Annotated in this window: 25 protein-coding genes; 20 read left to right on the plus strand and 5 right to left on the minus strand. The window is 62.5% G+C overall.

What is annotated here, in order from left to right:
* Positions 1-14 precede the first annotated feature (14 nt).
* A complete protein-coding gene (locus QFZ88_RS13285; RefSeq protein ID WP_024923201.1) occupies positions 15-650 on the plus strand; it encodes a class I SAM-dependent DNA methyltransferase in 636 nt (211 codons plus the stop codon).
* Between the two features lie 22 nt (positions 651-672).
* Here the strand turns inward: QFZ88_RS13285 and QFZ88_RS13290 are convergent, their stop codons facing one another.
* Positions 673-1,290: a DUF1287 domain-containing protein gene (locus QFZ88_RS13290; RefSeq protein ID WP_024923202.1), complete on the minus strand. Its 618-nt coding sequence runs from the start codon at positions 1,288-1,290 to the stop codon at positions 673-675.
* A gap of 294 nt (positions 1,291-1,584) precedes the next feature.
* Between QFZ88_RS13290 and leuC the strand changes: the two genes are divergently transcribed.
* Complete coding sequence (gene leuC, locus QFZ88_RS13295; RefSeq protein ID WP_024923203.1) at positions 1,585-2,994, plus strand: 3-isopropylmalate dehydratase large subunit; 1,410 nt, start codon at positions 1,585-1,587, stop codon at positions 2,992-2,994.
* A 1,257-nt stretch (positions 2,995-4,251) separates the two neighbouring features.
* Here the strand turns inward: leuC and QFZ88_RS13300 are convergent.
* The 3 genes from QFZ88_RS13300 to QFZ88_RS13310 all read right to left on the minus strand — a co-directional run bounded on the left by QFZ88_RS13300 (position 4,252) and on the right by QFZ88_RS13310 (position 5,657).
* The gene (locus QFZ88_RS13300; protein WP_137900344.1) at positions 4,252-4,479 is read right to left on the minus strand and encodes a hypothetical protein; all 228 of its coding nucleotides are present in this window, start codon (positions 4,477-4,479) and stop codon (positions 4,252-4,254) included.
* Complete coding sequence (locus tag QFZ88_RS13305; protein WP_024923205.1) at positions 4,476-4,733, minus strand: hypothetical protein; 258 nt, start codon at positions 4,731-4,733, stop codon at positions 4,476-4,478. The genes QFZ88_RS13300 and QFZ88_RS13305 overlap by 4 nt, the downstream gene beginning before the upstream one ends.
* A gap of 108 nt (positions 4,734-4,841) precedes the next feature.
* Positions 4,842-5,657 (minus strand): S24 family peptidase, encoded by an 816-nt coding sequence (locus QFZ88_RS13310; protein WP_137900345.1) that lies wholly within the window; start codon positions 5,655-5,657, stop codon positions 4,842-4,844.
* A 104-nt stretch (positions 5,658-5,761) separates the two neighbouring features.
* On the opposite strand from QFZ88_RS13310, the gene QFZ88_RS13315 reads away from it, so the two are divergent.
* The 17 genes from QFZ88_RS13315 (at position 5,762) to QFZ88_RS13395 (ending at position 14,924) form a co-directional block, all read left to right on the plus strand.
* Complete coding sequence (locus tag QFZ88_RS13315) at positions 5,762-6,052, plus strand: helix-turn-helix domain-containing protein (RefSeq protein ID WP_036254983.1); 291 nt, start codon at positions 5,762-5,764, stop codon at positions 6,050-6,052.
* A gap of 2 nt (positions 6,053-6,054) precedes the next feature.
* Positions 6,055-6,216, plus strand: coding sequence for a hypothetical protein (locus tag QFZ88_RS13320; protein ID WP_161773061.1), 162 nt, complete (start codon positions 6,055-6,057; stop codon positions 6,214-6,216).
* Entirely contained in the window at positions 6,213-6,527 is a 315-nt protein-coding gene (locus tag QFZ88_RS13325; protein WP_161773060.1) for a helix-turn-helix domain-containing protein, read from the plus strand. The genes QFZ88_RS13320 and QFZ88_RS13325 overlap by 4 nt, the downstream gene beginning before the upstream one ends.
* Entirely contained in the window at positions 6,524-6,934 is a 411-nt protein-coding gene (locus QFZ88_RS13330) for a helix-turn-helix domain-containing protein (RefSeq protein ID WP_024923208.1), read from the plus strand. The genes QFZ88_RS13325 and QFZ88_RS13330 overlap by 4 nt, the downstream gene beginning before the upstream one ends.
* A complete protein-coding gene (locus tag QFZ88_RS13335; protein ID WP_024923209.1) occupies positions 6,927-7,787 on the plus strand; it encodes a ParB/RepB/Spo0J family partition protein in 861 nt (286 codons plus the stop codon). Before QFZ88_RS13330 ends, QFZ88_RS13335 begins: the two co-directional genes overlap by 8 nt.
* A gap of 7 nt (positions 7,788-7,794) precedes the next feature.
* The gene (locus QFZ88_RS13340) at positions 7,795-8,034 is read left to right on the plus strand and encodes a hypothetical protein (RefSeq protein ID WP_024923210.1); all 240 of its coding nucleotides are present in this window, start codon (positions 7,795-7,797) and stop codon (positions 8,032-8,034) included.
* Positions 8,024-8,491 (plus strand): hypothetical protein, encoded by a 468-nt coding sequence (locus tag QFZ88_RS13345; RefSeq protein ID WP_024923211.1) that lies wholly within the window; start codon positions 8,024-8,026, stop codon positions 8,489-8,491. The genes QFZ88_RS13340 and QFZ88_RS13345 overlap by 11 nt, the downstream gene beginning before the upstream one ends.
* Positions 8,488-10,452: a transposase domain-containing protein gene (locus QFZ88_RS13350; RefSeq protein WP_024923212.1), complete on the plus strand. Its 1,965-nt coding sequence runs from the start codon at positions 8,488-8,490 to the stop codon at positions 10,450-10,452. Before QFZ88_RS13345 ends, QFZ88_RS13350 begins: the two co-directional genes overlap by 4 nt.
* Positions 10,453-10,519: 67 nt before the next feature.
* Entirely contained in the window at positions 10,520-11,536 is a 1,017-nt protein-coding gene (locus QFZ88_RS13355; RefSeq protein ID WP_024923213.1) for an AAA family ATPase, read from the plus strand.
* 2 nt (positions 11,537-11,538) lie between these two features.
* A complete protein-coding gene (locus QFZ88_RS13360; protein WP_036254981.1) occupies positions 11,539-11,862 on the plus strand; it encodes a hypothetical protein in 324 nt (107 codons plus the stop codon).
* On the plus strand, positions 11,859-12,185 hold the full coding sequence (locus tag QFZ88_RS13365) for a hypothetical protein (protein ID WP_024923215.1): 327 nt from the start codon (positions 11,859-11,861) through the stop codon (positions 12,183-12,185). Before QFZ88_RS13360 ends, QFZ88_RS13365 begins: the two co-directional genes overlap by 4 nt.
* Positions 12,166-12,819, plus strand: coding sequence for a DUF3164 family protein (locus QFZ88_RS13370; RefSeq protein ID WP_024923216.1), 654 nt, complete (start codon positions 12,166-12,168; stop codon positions 12,817-12,819). The genes QFZ88_RS13365 and QFZ88_RS13370 overlap by 20 nt, the downstream gene beginning before the upstream one ends.
* Positions 12,820-12,830: 11 nt before the next feature.
* Positions 12,831-13,172 (plus strand): hypothetical protein, encoded by a 342-nt coding sequence (locus QFZ88_RS13375; RefSeq protein ID WP_024923217.1) that lies wholly within the window; start codon positions 12,831-12,833, stop codon positions 13,170-13,172.
* Positions 13,173-13,175: 3 nt separating this feature from the next.
* Positions 13,176-13,856: a DUF7168 domain-containing protein gene (locus QFZ88_RS13380; protein ID WP_024923218.1), complete on the plus strand. Its 681-nt coding sequence runs from the start codon at positions 13,176-13,178 to the stop codon at positions 13,854-13,856.
* Entirely contained in the window at positions 13,853-14,062 is a 210-nt protein-coding gene (locus tag QFZ88_RS13385) for a hypothetical protein (protein ID WP_024923219.1), read from the plus strand. Before QFZ88_RS13380 ends, QFZ88_RS13385 begins: the two co-directional genes overlap by 4 nt.
* Entirely contained in the window at positions 14,059-14,688 is a 630-nt protein-coding gene (locus QFZ88_RS13390; protein ID WP_024923220.1) for a regulatory protein GemA, read from the plus strand. The genes QFZ88_RS13385 and QFZ88_RS13390 overlap by 4 nt, the downstream gene beginning before the upstream one ends.
* Positions 14,685-14,924 carry a hypothetical protein gene (locus tag QFZ88_RS13395; RefSeq protein WP_024927833.1) on the plus strand — a complete coding sequence of 80 codons (240 nt, stop codon included), beginning with the start codon at positions 14,685-14,687 and terminating at the stop codon, positions 14,922-14,924. Before QFZ88_RS13390 ends, QFZ88_RS13395 begins: the two co-directional genes overlap by 4 nt.
* Positions 14,925-14,939: 15 nt before the next feature.
* Here the strand turns inward: QFZ88_RS13395 and QFZ88_RS13400 are convergent, their stop codons facing one another.
* Positions 14,940-15,257: a hypothetical protein gene (locus tag QFZ88_RS13400; RefSeq protein WP_024923222.1), complete on the minus strand. Its 318-nt coding sequence runs from the start codon at positions 15,255-15,257 to the stop codon at positions 14,940-14,942.
* 74 nt (positions 15,258-15,331) lie between these two features.
* Between QFZ88_RS13400 and QFZ88_RS13405 the strand changes: the two genes are divergently transcribed.
* The gene (locus tag QFZ88_RS13405; protein ID WP_024923223.1) at positions 15,332-15,703 is read left to right on the plus strand and encodes a hypothetical protein; all 372 of its coding nucleotides are present in this window, start codon (positions 15,332-15,334) and stop codon (positions 15,701-15,703) included.
* The last annotated feature ends 12 nt before the right edge of the window (positions 15,704-15,715 follow it).

A 15,715-nucleotide genomic window follows, 5' to 3' on the forward strand; every position in this document is an offset into this window, starting at 1 on the left:
GAGGAGACATGGCGATGGATACCGACAAGGCGCATGTGGCGCTGGACTCCGTTTACGGCGCCGGCTCGCCTGAAGCGCTCGGCGACGCCTATGCGGCCTGGGCGGCGAGCTATGACAGCGAAACCGCCTCGCTGGGTTATCTGCTGCCGTTCCTGATCGCCGCCTGGGTCACACGTTACGTGCCGGCGGGCGAGGGGCCATTGCTCGACGCCGGCTGTGGCACCGGCTTGACCGGCCCGCAGCTCAGGGCGCTCGGCTATCACGACCTCGTCGGGCTCGACCTCTCGGATGACATGCTGAAGGTCGCCGCCGGCCGGCAGGCCTATGGCGAGCTCAAAAAGGCGATGCTCGGCGGCCCGCTGCCTTGGCCCGACAGGCATTTCCGCGCCTTCTTCTCCACCGGCGTCTTCACCATCGGCCACGCGCCGGCGTCCGGCCTGCACGAATTGGTGCGCATCACCAAAAGCGGCGGCCACGCCATCTTCACCGTGCGCGACCAGGTGTTGGACAAAGGCGGCTTTCGCAACGTCTTCGCCGAGCTGGAACGGGCCGGCAAATGGCGGCCGCTCGAGGAAAGCCCGTGGTTCCGCTGCTATGCGATCGCCGACCCGGACGCGCTGGTGAAAACCTTCGTCTTCGAGGTGCTTTAGCGAAGCGGCCGGCTAAAGCCGTTCAGGCATTGGGCGGAAAGCGGAAATGACCGTTGAGGCGGAAGGCGAACAGCGTGTCCTCCACCCTGGCGCCCGCGCCGATATTGTGGACGACCAGCGGCCGCTGGCCGTCCGGCGTCATCCGGTCGGTGACGATGGCGATATGCGGCAGGTTGCCGGGCAGGCGCTGGGTCACCAGATCGCCCGGACGATAGGCCTTCGGGTCGTCGACGACATCCAGAGCCGCACCTTTTCGCCTGAAGAAGGTCTCCAGATTGGGAACGCGGCGATGGTCGATGTTGCGGTCCGGCTGCTTGCGGCCCCAGATTTTCGGATAGGCGGAGAAGCCGGCGCGCATGTCCTCGTTGACCAGCCGCTGCAGGTCGATGCCGAAGGCGTGGCGATAGGCCCGCACCACGACGTCGGTGCACACGCCGCGCTCGACCGGAACGTCGCCGCCCGGATAGTCGAGCCGCACATAGGCCGGATCGTAGAGAACGGTCACGCCGACCTGGGCGAGCCCCGCGTCGACCAGTTTCATGCCCCAGGATTGCGCCGGCGAAGCCGCCGCCGGCCGCGCCAACAGTGCCGGACAAGCGGTCAGCACCATCGATTTCAGGACAGTGCGACGATCGACCATGTGACACCCCTCGATACGACGGTCAGGGCAATCGAGCTTTCGGGCTTATTTTTGACCGGAGCAGGCGCAATTGCCGACCGGATGGATTCTTGATATGAGCCTTGGGCGATGGAAGAGCTTTTCGGCGATCCGGCCTATAAGGGCTTCGTGCTGCAGGACAAGAAGCGCCTGCCCGCGCGTTTTTTCGCCCGCATTTCCGGTACGCCGACCAGCCGACTTAGCTAGTAGCCGGCCGCGCCCGTTTGCCGGCGCGCATTTCGCATCTTCCTGCTTCACATCGACGGATTTACGCACATGAGCGCACCGCGCACCCTCTACGACAAGATTTTCGACGAACACGTGGTCGACCGCCAGGACGACGGCACCTGCCTGCTCTGGATCGACCGCCACCTCGTGCACGAAGTGACCAGCCCGCAGGCCTTCGAGGGCCTGCGCATGGCCGGCCGCAAGGTCCGTCACCCGGAAAAGACGCTGGCCGTGGTCGACCACAACGTGCCGACCTCGCCCGACCGCGTGAACGGCATCAAGAACGAGGAAAGCCGCATCCAGGTCGAGGCGCTGGCGAAAAACGCCGCCGATTTCGGCGTCGAATATTATTCCGAGAAGGATCGCCGCCAGGGCATCGTCCACATCATCGGCCCCGAGCAGGGTTTCACCCTGCCCGGCATGACCATCGTCTGCGGCGATTCGCACACCTCCACCCACGGTGCCTTCGGCGCGCTGGCGCATGGCATCGGCACTTCGGAAGTCGAGCATGTGCTGGCCACCCAGACGCTGATCCAGAACAAGGCCAAGAACATGCTGGTGCGTGTCGACGGCCAGCTGCCGGAAGGCGTCACCGCCAAGGACATTATCCTGGCCATCATCGGCGAGATCGGCACCGCCGGCGGCACCGGCTATGTCATCGAATATGCCGGCGAGGCGATCCGCGCGCTGTCGATGGAAGGCCGCATGACCATCTGCAACATGTCGATCGAAGGCGGCGCCCGCGCCGGCCTGATCGCGCCGGACGAGACCACCTTCGCTTATGTCAAAGGCAAGCCGCGCGCGCCGCAGGGCGAGGCCTGGGACATGGCGCTCGACTACTGGAAGACGCTCTATACCGACGAAGGCGCCCATTACGACAAGGTGGTGGTGCTCGACGCGGCCAAGCTGCCGCCGATCGTCACCTGGGGCTCCTCGCCGGAGGACGTCACCTCGGTGCTCGGCGTCGTGCCGAACCCCGACGAGATCGAGGACGAGAACAAGCGCAACTCCAAGAAGCGCGCGCTCGATTACATGGGCCTCACCGCCGGCACGAAGATCACCGACATCAAGCTCGACCGCGTCTTCATCGGCTCCTGCACCAATGGCCGCATCGAGGACCTGCGGGCCGTTGCCGCCGTTGCCAAGGGCAAGAAGGTGGCGGCGACGGTCAACGCCATGATCGTTCCGGGCTCGGGCCTGGTGAAGGCGCAGGCCGAGGCCGAGGGACTGGACAAGATCTTCATCGAGGCCGGTTTCGACTGGCGCGAGCCGGGCTGCTCGATGTGCCTGGCCATGAACGACGATCGCCTCAAGCCGCATGAACGCTGCGCCTCGACCTCGAACCGCAATTTCGAGGGCCGCCAGGGCTTCAAGGGCCGCACCCATCTGGTGTCGCCGGCCATGGCCGCGGCTGCCGCGATCGCCGGTCACTTCGTCGACATCCGCGACTGGCACTGATCCGGTCCGACCTCTTCCCGCTCCGGCGGGAAAAGACCCGATACCATTTCAAGGCCTCCGGCATCCCCGCCGGGGGCCTTTTTGCATGCGGGCTGGCCCGTCGCGGTGGGAAACTATCTCTTGCATTCAACCGCTTGCCGAAGGCAGGAACGCCTCGTCATTCCCGACATGCCCCGCTCCTCGGGGTCGCTCACGCGCAACCGTTCGCCGCGCCGCCCTATTGCGTGTCGCGCATCTCCAACACATCCGAACCGCCGCTGTCTTCATCACCGTTCCGCCGGCCTCAGGCCCGCGTTCCGCTTTTTGCCCGTTCTGAGCCGTCGCTGTTTTCACCGGCGTTCCGGCATGGATTCCCGACACGCTCCGCTCCCTGCGGTCGCTCACGCGGCCGGGAATGACGAGACGCGTGGATGGTCTCGCCGATTGTCCATGCCCGGCTTTGCATCAGGGGCGCTGCGAATGACAGCGATCCCTAAAACCGTTGGTGTGAACAACGGGGGTCATCGAAACCGACGCGAACGACAGCTACTCTCAAAGCCGCTGGCGATTGGCGAAAGCGTTTCAGAACATTCGTCATTCCCGATGTAGTTTGACACCGGGTCTTAGAAATCCGGGAATAAGTGGGAATGGCCGGGAACTGGCGAAAAGTGCTGCAATCTCAAGCGATTGAGCGACGGTGGCAGAGACGTTCAGTTTGACGTGTGGTTTTAGACGAACTGACCAGAACTGCAAAGCGAGCGAGGCGGCGGCAACACAGAGCCGGATTTGTTAACGGCCTTTGAGAAACCTTCGACCCGCCTTCAAACCCGCAGAAAACTGGCCTTGAGGCGCGAGGCGCCGATCCGGCGAGATACCCGCGCGACGCTCGCCACTACGGAAAAAACCAAAATAAACTTGGATGATGCGTCCAACTTAGGCGAAAACGGCAGAATATTACGCAATATCAAAGGGATCACGACCGATGACGTTGGTCGCCGAACTTGGATGTTTGCTGTCGCCGATCAGCGGCGCATTTTGGCGATCTTGAAGTCATTGTCATAACGGTTGTCGCATGACGTGCAGCGCAGCAAGGGTTCCATCGTCACCACAAAGCGGTTCTTGCCGAACCGCCTTTCGATCCGCTGCCGATCGAGCCAGCCCAGGTGCCGGCATCGAGAACACATCGCACCCAGACGGTACCATTCGGGGAGATCGCCCAGGCGGATCGAATGTGCGCGCCTGACACCATCGGCCGGGTGCGGCGCCCGCCCGGCCGCCTCACTGTTGTGAGGATTTTGACGGGTTCAGCTCGCCGGCTCTGCGCCGCTGCATGACGAACCGATTGTTGTAGTGAACGAGTAGTACTCCGGGAAACCGCTCACAGGCCTCATTCCAGGCAGCCTGGCTTAGAAAATTGTCGGACGATTGGGCGAGCACCTCCAAGCGCTCGCCCTCGTCGGCAGACCAGATTTCGACCCGGTAATTGTCAACGGGTGTCGGCATCAAGCCGCAGCCTCCATAGCCTCGTCGAGATCAGGAACCGAGCCGAACGCCGCAAGCAGACGAGGCGCATGCATATCGCCGCTCTCTTCTTCGACATGAACCTCGAATGCAGCCGCCCCGGCCCAGTTTTGAGACATCATCTCTGCCAAGCGGATTGCGCTCGCCTCTCCCCCGCGCGCCTCACGCATTTCAGCGATCAACAGACGTCCTTTGATCAAACGGAACGCAATGACGACGAACTTCTGCACTCGCTTCATAGAAACACCTCCAGCCCAAGAATGTTCCTATTTTGTTCTTGCGATCTGTCAGGAGTCAAGCAGGCGAGGAAAATGTTCCTCGCTTGATTAACAGGCGGTCTCTTCTGGCTAGTAGCTCCTCGGCTTGCCGCCAGCGAAAAACACCTGGCCGTGCACCCGCACACGATGCTCGATGTCGCCGAACGGCACCAGGTCCGGTTCGTATGCTTTGTTGTCCGAAATGATGCGCAGGTCGCCGTTGTTCAGCACCTGCAGGCGTTTCAACAGCAAACGATCATGGTCAAGGGAGAAGACGAAGATACCGCCGCGCTCGACGACACGCCAGTCCACGTTCTGTACGACCATTACCAGGTCGCCATCGCGAATGGTGGGCTCCATTGAATCGCCGGCGCCTTCCAAAACTCCGACGACGGCATTCGGCGGCGCCCAAGGTGGGAGATTTCTGCTAAGCCAGTTCCTTCCGACCGAGAAGTACTCGCTGACATCTTCGGAGACCACCAGCGCGCCGGCCCCTGCCGATGCGCGCACATCATAGCGCGGCATCTGGATCATCCGTTCGCTGAGTTGCGTCGCCGGTAGGTCAGATCTCTCTTCCTCATCGTTCTGCGGTGAAAGGAGGGTCCAAAAGCCGGTGCCTGCGAGCAGGTACTCCACGTTGTGATTTGCCGCAGCTGCAAGTTTCAAAAGCTCCAAAAATCTGGGCTGCGTTGCTCCTGACCGGTAATTGTCCAGGGTCGTTACGGAGACGCCCATCGCCTTAGCCGCCACCTTTCGGCCGCCCGCATACTCCGCAAGCATCTCAATCTTTTCAGCAAGTTGCCTCTCGATATCGGGGAGTTCGCCACGAGCTCTCGCCATCGCCTCAGCTGGCGCATCACCATCATTCTCGGGGGTAGAATTTTTTGGAGCTTTTTGCGTAATCACACTTTACAACGTCCAATTTTTTGGACATTCTCCGCTAGCTAACGAAAACAAACCTCGAAGAAAGGGAGGCCGGTCAGGGCCTCCCTTTCAACACCGGAGCCACTATGGACCCGATTGCACGCTCGGCCAAGATCAAAGCCGATCTCTTTACAGCCGGTTACGTCCTGCTTGACGTCGACCGCCGGCACAAGCTCCCACTCGGTACGGCTTCCCGAACTCTCTGGGAGCCGAACTCGCTTGGCGAGGTGGCGATAGCTGCTGCTCTCGCTTGTGAACCGCATGAACTGTGGCCCGAGCGCTACGACGCCAGCGGCCAGCGGCTATCGCCTCAACCTCCCAAAAACTATCTCCGCCCCCAGCCGCGCTGGCAACGTCGAAACGACAAGGCGGCTTAGACATGTTCGACGTCAAATCGCTGTCCTCAAATCAACAGCGCGCCACCCCCTTTCAACCGCACCTCTCAGACGATCCGGGCTTCCTGCTCGGCTCGGTTCTGACCGCGCTGTTGCTCGCTGGTTTCGTTCTGATCGGCCTCGCATGGCTTGGAGTTTTTCAATGAATGCCTGTTGTCCCACCTGCGGCCGTGGCCTTGCTGGTGTATCTCGCCTCGTCTTCGAACGGCGGTCGGGGACTATTACCACGCCATGCGGCCATGCCCGGCTACGCCCGTCCGAGTTTGCCCTGGTCGAAATCCTCCACGACGATGCACCCAGCATCCACTCCGTTGGCGAGTTGCAGGCGGCCGTCAACCTTCACGGCACGACCATTCGTCGCTTGGTTCACGATATCCGCCTGAAGGTCAAACCGCTCGGCGTCGACATCGCGAATGTGCGCGGCGTCGGCTATCACCTTGTGGGGGCGGTGCGATGAACGCGGTCCCCTTCATCATCGACCGGCCCCAGATCGTGCACCGTGTCGTGCGCAATGTCGTCGCGTCGATCGTGCCAACGGCATCCGAGGCCATGCTGTTCGACAAGAACAGCTATCGCGGCCCGCAGGTCACCGCCTGGATGCGCCAGGTGGCGATGTACGTCATGCACCGTCGGTTCGGCGCGGGCCTCAACAAGGTCGCGAAACTGTTCGCCCGCGACCGGTCATCGGTCCTCCACGGCGTGTACCAGGTGGAGGACGCTTGTCAGGACAGCTATCTCACCTCGGCCTTCGTGGCTTTCGTCGAGCACCAAGCCCGAACGCTTCTCGACGACATCCAGGCGACCGAGACCGAGACAGGCGTCCTTCCCTCCGAATACGCATCAGTCGGAGGGCGCCGTGGTTGAGTTCAAACGACTTCCGCTCTCCGACATCTTCGTGCCCGCCGACCGCCTCCGCAAGGTTGACGACAACAAGGCCTTTCTCATTGGCCAATCCGTTGTCTCGGGCGAACTTATCCACCCCGTTAACGTGTACCGCACGCCCAACGGCGAACGCCCATACACCCTCGCTGCGGGCGCGACGAGGTATCGCGGACACGAACTCCACGGCCTCACCGAGGTCGATGCCTTGGTGCGCAAGCTCGACAAGGCTGGCGCACGACGCATCGAGATTGAGGAGAACCTGTTCCGCGACGAGCTGTCTAAGCTGGACCGCGCCCTGCATGTGATTGAATACCGCAGGCTGTGGGAGGAAGAACACGGCAAGCTCGCTCGTGGGAACCCTCAGTTTTCCAATTCCGCCAACTTGGCGGAATTGGCCGAAACGGCTCAAGGTCACTTCTTCGCGCAAGCTCTTGACGATCTCGGGTTGTCGCGACGTGCCATCGAGCGCGCGCAGTTCATTGGCTCCAAGCTGCGGCCGGAATTGCTCGACGTGCTTCGTGACAAGCCCGAGGCGGACAATCAACGCGTCCTTGAACAGCTGGCCGGCCTAGAGCCGGATCGCCAACGCAAGGTTGCTCTTGCCTATGCCGATCAGCCCGACATTGGCCGGGCGTTGCACCTGACCGATCCGAACGCCAAGGCCAAGGCCGACCTGTCTCCTGGCCAAAAGCGCAAAGGCACCGTCACCGCCAATTTCAGCCAGCTCAGTCCGACCGACCGCCGCAAGGCCTTCCAGGAATTGATCTCCCGGTGGCCCGACGATGCCGCTTGGGCGTTCGCCAATCCTCTCCCGACCACAAAATCCGAAAGGTGACCTAGCCGTGAGCACGAAGGTTTGCCCGACCAGGAATTGCATCAATCCGGTGCCGAAGGGTCCGCAAGCCGTCTTCTGCGCTGACTGCCATTTCCGCCTCCCATACCGCGCCACCAACCAGATTTTCGCGCTGCAGTTCGCCTGCCAGCGCGCCGACGATCCCGACATCAAGCAACACCTGCGGGAACAGATCGACGCTCACATCCGCAGCGCCGCCCGCAGCCTGGAGAATGCGAATGCCGCGTAAAGCCAGCCCCGACCAGGGCGACCTCTTCTTCAGCCCGGTCTATCCCAGCCGCGTAGCCGACCAGAGCATCGACCTCACCGGTTTTCGCGGCAAGCTCAAGCGCGGCATGAGCCGGGCATTGAAAGACTGCGCTCACGAACGCCCGGAAGTCGCCATGCGGATCGCCACGGCGCTTGGCCAAGACAGTTTCTCGCTGGCGACGCTCAACGCCTACACCGCCGAGAGCAACGAAACCCACGATATCAGCCTCGTCCGCTTCAAAGCCTTCGTTCGGGCGACCCGCGCGACATGGTTGTGGGATCTCGTGGTGGCCGACGATGGCTTGACCATGCTGATCGGCGATGAGGCACGCCTCGCCGAGATAGCCCGTGTCCAGCAAGAACGCGCGGCCCTCGATGACAAGCTGAAAGAACTCAAGGCCAAGCCGGTCCACATCCTTCGGAGGGACCGCGCGTGAAGGAGTGGTTCTCTTTGGCCGAGATCGTCGAGGCACGTTCGCCCGAGCTGCCCGGCACGGTTCGTAATCTCAATGCCCTGGCTGTCGCCAGCAACTGGCGTGCGGACCCGGCCAGGGCGCGCCGAGCCGGTGGCAAGGGCGGCGGATGGGAGTACCATCTGTCGGCCTTGCCGCCGGGCGCGCAGGCACGACTTGCGCTCTTGTCCCGCGCGGGCAACGCGCCCGACCTGGCGCCGACCGTTGACGACACTTCGGCCGGGGTTTGGGCGCGCTTCGAAGCAATCTCGGACAAACAGAAAGCAGAATGCCGCCGCCGTCTCGCCTGCCTCCATGCGGTCGAGCAGCTGGCCGCGACCGGTGTTGGCGCGACCAACGCCGTGCTCCAGGCCGCAGCCATGAACGGGACATCGCCCGCGTCGATCTACAACTGGCAAAAGCTGGTGAAGGGTGTCGCGCGCGCCGACTGGCTGGCCGTGCTAGCGCCAAGCTATCAAGCAACTGCCAGTTTCAGCGACTGCCGCGAGGAAGTGTGGGAAGCGCTGACATCCGACTGGCTCCGGGCGGAGAAGCCCACGTTCTCCTCCTGCTACCGGCGTGTCCGCAAAGCGGCATCGAAACAAGGATGGTTGCCGATCCCCTCGGAACGGGCGCTGCGTCGCCGTGTGGAGGCCGAGATACCGGCCGGTGTCATCGCCCTGGCGCGCGAAGGGAAGGACAAGGCCAAGACCCTCTATCCGGCCCAAACCCGTATCCGCACCCACTTCCATGCCATGCAGGCCGTCAACATGGACGGCCACAAGCTCGACGTGTTCGTGCGCCTGCACGACGGCCGCATCACCCGCGTCCAGTTACTCGGCCTGCAGGACCTCTACTCTGGAACGATCCTCGCCTGGCGCATCTCGGAAACCGAGAACAAGGAAACCGTCCGCCTCGTCATCGGCGACATGGTGGAACGCCACGGCATCCCCGAAAAAATCTGGCTCGACAACGGGCGCGCCTTCGCCTCGAAGTGGATTTCCGGTCGCATTCCGAACCGCTACCGGTTCACCATCCGCGACGAGGACCCGCAGGGCATCCTCGTTTCGCTCGGCATCCAGCCGATGTGGACAAAACCTTATAGCGGTCAGTCGAAACCGATCGAACGCGCCTGGCGCGATCTCGCCGACAACATCGCCAAGCACCCGTTCTGCGCAGGTGCCTATACCGGTAACAGCCCAGAGGCGAAGCCCGAGAATTACGGCAATGCCGCTATCCCCATCGACGAGTTTCGCGGCCACGTCGCGCGCGAGATCGAAGAGCACAATACCCGCTCCGGTCGCCAGTCCGCAGCCTGCTCGGGGCGCTCGTTCCTGGAGACCTTCAAGGCCAGCCTAGCCGAACCGGCATCCATCGTGCGTTGGCCAACCGAGGCGCAGCGTTACCTTTGGCTGCTCGCCGCCGAAAAAGTCACCGCCCAGCGAGGCTCGGGAGAAATCCACTTCTATGAAAATCGGTACTGGTCCGTCGAACTGAACGCCCATGCTGGCCAGAAGGTCATCGTTCGTTTCGACCCCGACCGCCTGCAGGACAACATCAAGGTCTACACGCTCGATGACCGGTTGATCTGCACTGCAGCCTGTATCGCGGCCACCGGTTTCGACGATGTCGACGCCGCGCGCACTCATGCCCGCGACCGTGGCGCCTACCAGCGCACGCTCCGCGAACAGGCTCGCCTGCACCAGAAGATGACGGCTGCCGAGCTGGCGCGCCTCTATGGCAGCGAACAGCCCGCCTCGAAACCCGAACCCACCAAGCCCGCGATTAAGCGGCTCGCTATCGCCAATGGCGGCGCGGCGCCCGCGCCGATCCCTGCCGACGATTTCGAAGAGAGTTTCGCCGCTGGCCTCGCTCTGCTGCGCAATCAGCGCCAGGGCGACGCCGAGATCATCCCTTTCACGCCGAGAAGTGCCGAGGACGGCTGAAAAAAGAAGGCCGGGATGAACCCGGCCATGTCCGGCCCAAAGGGCCAATTGCACGAGGACTTGATACATGAACATCGATACGAACTCAATCTGGCAGCCGCCCGCACAAGAGCCCGACGTTTCGGAGGGCCGCGAGGGCCGCACCCCAGCGGACCTCAACCGCTGGCGCGAACTCACCCACAGCACGCGCGAACTGGCGCAACGCTCTGGCCTGTCCAAGGCCGAGGTGGCTCGCCGCGCAGGCATGCCCGACGGCACGTTTTCACAATGGTACTCCGGCAAATATGTCGGTCGCCTCGACCGCACCAACCTGACCATGGCGCAGTGGCTGGAAAGCGCGGCCAGCGCGGCAACGATCGAACGCGCCATCCCTGCCGGCCCCGGTTTTGTCATGACGAAAACAGCGGCCGAGATTTTCGCCGCGCTCGAACTGGCGCAGATCGCGCCCGATATGGTCATCATCACCCAGGCCGCTGGCATGGGGAAGTCGCACGCCTGTAAGCAATATGCGGCGACAAGGCCGCACGCGTTCCGCGTCACTATGCGACCGCAGACTAAGACCTGCTTTGCCATGCTGGTCGAACTCGGTCGTGCACTCAGCGTCATGGAAAACAACCCTGCCAAGCTGGACAGCGCCATTGGCGCGCGCCTGCAGCGCAACGGCCGACAAACGCTCCTGATCGTTGACGAGGCCCAGAACCTGGAAGACCGCGCGATCGACCAGCTGCGCTACTTCCTTGACGAATATGGCTGCGGCATCGCCTTGACCGGCAACACCAGCATTTACGGGCGTTTCAAGGACCGTTCGAGCGGGCCGGATTACACCCAGATCAAGCGGCGTTTTGGCAAACGGCTCTACAAGATGCAGCCCTACCCCGAAGACATCGCCATGATCATCGACGCATGGTGCATCCAGGACACCGACCAACGCACATTGCTTACCGGTATCGGTCGCAAGCCAGGCCACCTCGGTCAAATCGACAAGACCCTGCGCATCGCTCACCTGCTCGCTGCGGGCGAACAGGCTGATCTCGCCCTCAAGCACATCCAGGCCGCCTATCAAAACCGTCAGTGGGAGGAATGACCATGGGACAGACCCTGTCGCTCGAATTGTCGGATGGGTTGCACCAGTTGCTGCACCAATTCGACGACTACACCCACGAAGCGCGTGTTCTCTCACCCGAGGACGCCCGGCTCCTGCAAGTCTGTATCGACCAACTGCGTGCTCAAGCTCGCACCCTCGAAAATGAGGTCTCCAAGAAACGGTGGAATGAGGACGCCGCGCGGGATCGTCTCGCCGAGACCGACAACATCCTTGCCGAATTGCAGCGGCCCGGCAGCAATGTCCGGCTTTTTCCGGTGGCTCCGCGGCCGTTTTCGGACGGCCGTCCGAAAGGCGGCGCGGCATGAGCAAGACCCTGCTCGAAGCTGCCGCCGAGGTCGATGTGATCGACGCGGCCGGGCGCATCATCGCCAATCCGGCACGCAACGCGATAGCAGCGCCCGCCGCGACCGTGTTCGCACTGGCCATGGCCACCGAGCGCTTCTGGGCAGTGTGTGTTGAGGCCGAACTGCTGGCCCGGGCCGTGCGGCTTCCCATGACCGGCAACGTCCATGACGAGGATGTCCGGGACGACGCCATCCAACAGCAGACCCAACGCGTTCACGAATTGATGGCCGCCCTGCGCGGCGAAACCCCAAAGGATGAAGAACATGCAACTCAGCGTACTTGAAAACTCTATCGCGAACGGCACCGTCCTGGTTGGCGACAAGCAGTATCTCCACGATGCCAAGGGCAACCTGGTGCCCCTCGAAAACGTCAAGCCCGCCGACAAACTGCAGGATGAAACCGTGCGCAAGGTGATCGGCTACGCGCGGGATTTGTCCGCCCAGGTCGCCCGTTTCAAGCAGCACACCTTTGACGATCTGCAATCCTATGAAGGATTGCTCGCCCAGGAATACGGCGGCAAGGTTGGCGGCGCGAAGGGAAACAAGACCTTCATGACCTTTGACGGGCTCATGAAGATCATCGTCCAGGTGCAGGACTACATCGACTTCGGGCCGCAGCTGCAGGTCGCCAAAGGCCTAATCGACGAGTGTCTGCTGGAATGGACGGCCGAGAGCCGTTCCGAAATCCGTGCCATCGTCACCCGAGCCTTCAACGTCGACAAGAGCGGCCAGATAAACCGCTCCGAGATCTTCGCTCTCCTTCGGCACGACATCGAGGACGAGCGCTGGGTCAGGGCAATGACCGCGATCCGCGATGCGATGCGTGTCGTCAGTTCCAAGACCTATGTGCGCTGCTACGAGCGCGACGCCCATGACGACGACTGGCGCGCCGTCACCATCGATCTCGCCAAAGCGTGAGGGCAACGACCATGACCCTCTGGCACGAAAACCTTCACCGCATCATCGCCAGGATCGACGCGCTGATGCCGAAAACTGGCGGCCTGCGCATGGAGTACGAGGAGTTGCGTGCCTACTACGTCGACGTCCTTAAACTAGTCGAGCAGCTCGTCGCCGAAGAAGGTGGCCGTTTCTCCTGGGATGGCGATACCAGCCGGCTAAGGTTGGCAGGTATCGAAGCGACCTACACCCAGGAGCCTCAAGGCCTTCTGCGCAACTGGCAGGCCGCCGCCAGGCGACGGCTCGCCGCCTCTGACGATCCCATCAATCTCCAGGGCTCCGGCCCGGCGCCGGTCGTAGCCAGGGAGGTTTGAGCAATGACCAGCCAAAAAATCCGCGACCGTATCCGGGCCCTTCGCGACAAGACGGCCGCGCGCGGCTGCACTGAAGCTGAGGCGCTCGCCGCTGCCGAGAAAGCCGCGCAGCTCATGCGCGACCATGGTGTTTCCGAGGCCGACATCGTTATGGATGAACAGTCTTCGGTCAGCGACCGTGGCCGCTCGATCAAGGCAAAGCTTTGGCCGGTGATCGCCTATTGCACCAATACGGCGCACGTCATCGTGAGCGTCAACGGTCGTTCCGAGGTCCAGTTTCTCGGTCATGCCCCTGGGCCGGAGATTGCCGTCTACCTGCGCCAAGTAGCAGAAGGTGCCGTCAATCGTGCGGTGCGCGAGTTCAAGACGACGACTTTTTACCGCCGTCGACGTGGCCTGAAGTCCAGGCGTGATGCCGTGGCCGACTTCACCGACGGCATGGTCATTCGCCTGCGATATCGGCTGTTCGAGATATTCGCCACCGTTGTTGACGGCGAAGCTAGAGAGCAGGCCGAAATCGCGCTCATGGAACGCCACCCCGAAACGCAAACGGTCAATCAGAGATCCGCGCCGCTGCGGCACCATGCTGCCCGATCGGCAGGATGGCGAGCTGGAGAGAGTGTCACGCTCGCACATGGCGTCAGCGGTTCAGAGGCGCCCTTGCAGATCGGCGGTGTGCGATGAGCACGATGATCCGCAAAATCGAAACCGCGCTTGCGGAGGCGATTAAGTACCGCCTGGCCGGTTCTGACATCATCACCGAGCCCGGTGGCGAACGCGTCGCCTGTGTTTACCACCATGGTTGCCCAAGCGAACACGGGGGCAGCGCCATCGCGGCGAAGGTCAATCTGACGGGCCTCGCGATCGACATCGAGAGGGCGCTGTCATGAGCGCCACCGCAGCAATCCACGTTGCCAAGAAACAGCTTGGTCTCGATGACGATACGATCCGCGACGTCTATGAACGCGTGACGGGCAAACGCTCGTTGCGGGACATGTCGTCGGTCGAGCAGAACAACGTTGTTCAGGAGCTGCGGCGCGGCGGCTTCAAACCCGCTTCGGTGGGTTCTCGAAAGCGCCTTGAAGGCAAGTATGCGGCCAAACTGCAGGCGCTGTGGATCGCGGCCTGGAACCTCGGCATCGTGACGAACAACGACGATCGGGCATTGATCGCCTTTGTCGAGCGGCAAACGGGCCTGTCGCATGTGCGTTTCCTCCACGATGCCGGCGATGCCGCCAAGGCTATCGAAGCCCTGAAAGCCTGGATGACGCGTGAGGCCGGCGTCGATTGGGCCGTCACCTTCGAGGCGGCGCATTGGCAGCGACTGCCGGGCGCGCAGGTCGCGCTCGCACAATGGCAGATCCTGTTCAAGGCCGGCCCCATGAGAGAGCGCGGCAGGGACTTCCGCAGCATCGTCGCACAGCTTGCGAAGCCTCTCGACCAGATGGTGAGTGAGGATTGGCCCGTCGTGATGAACGCGCTTGGCAAGCAGATCCGCGAGGTGAAGGCGCAATGAGCGATCGCCGTAGCCGCAGGATCCCAGTGTCGTTCGAAGTCATCGAGCAGTTTGCCGCCGTCGAGCTGGCCGCGCTGGTCGATGCTGGCGAGGCCAGCGGTACCTGGCGCCTGACAGAACACTGCACCGTGCAACGCCGTCGCGACGGCACCCTGACCGTCTGCCTCACATGGCATGGCGAAAACGGGCTGTCGCTGACCAAGGTGGTGCGTGGCGTTCAGCTGGAGGCCAACTGAATGGCCCTGGCGCGCCTACTTCGTGAAGCCGTAGCTCTTCGCGACGCGGGCAATCTGCGTGCAGTGTGCCGTTTTTTGCGAGGCGGACATCTCTTTCTGAAAGGCTTTAACGCCAATGACCTGCATGTTCAGGCTGGAGGCAAAGGTCATATCGTCAGCGGGCACATTCTTCTCGATGTACGCGGCGATTGCCGGTTGGTCGTAGTTCAAGCCACAGAATTCTTCTGCAGCCAGAACCGATCCAACATTGCTGACCACTTCGTAGCTGGCGGCAGCGCGCGCTTCGGTGACCACCAGGGTCAATACGCAGCAACCGAAATACCTGAGCTTCATACTACACACCCCCACAGAGGTGCGGACGCTAACACAACGCTGGACTCGGGTCACTATCCCCTGGCGAGGCCGGCATGAGTGACGACCGTCTCTCGGCCGAGTTGCAGAACTTGCTAGGCGAGCCAGCCTTCCTGGCGCTGGCCGAGGCGTTCGGCGGTACGCGGTTGTTCATCCCCTCGACCGACCGCGAAAACCAGCTGCTCCCCATCCTCGGCCGTGTCGCGGTCGACCAGCTCGCCGGCCGCTATGGCCGGTCCTATCTGCGGGTGCCTCTTGCGCGAGAGGCTCGGGCGCGCCACTATCGCGCCGCTGGAATGTCGAATGCCGAAATCGCCCGCAAGCTCGGGCTGACCGAAACGGGCATCGACAAGATGTTCCGCAGGATGGGTTTCCGCCCCATCAAAGGATCAGCGGATCCGCGCCAGCTTTTCCTGTTCGACGACTGATCCCGCCCGCCG

The organism is Mesorhizobium sp. YL-MeA3-2017, from assembly GCF_030814575.1.
GTDB lineage: Bacteria > Pseudomonadota > Alphaproteobacteria > Rhizobiales > Rhizobiaceae > Mesorhizobium > Mesorhizobium terrae.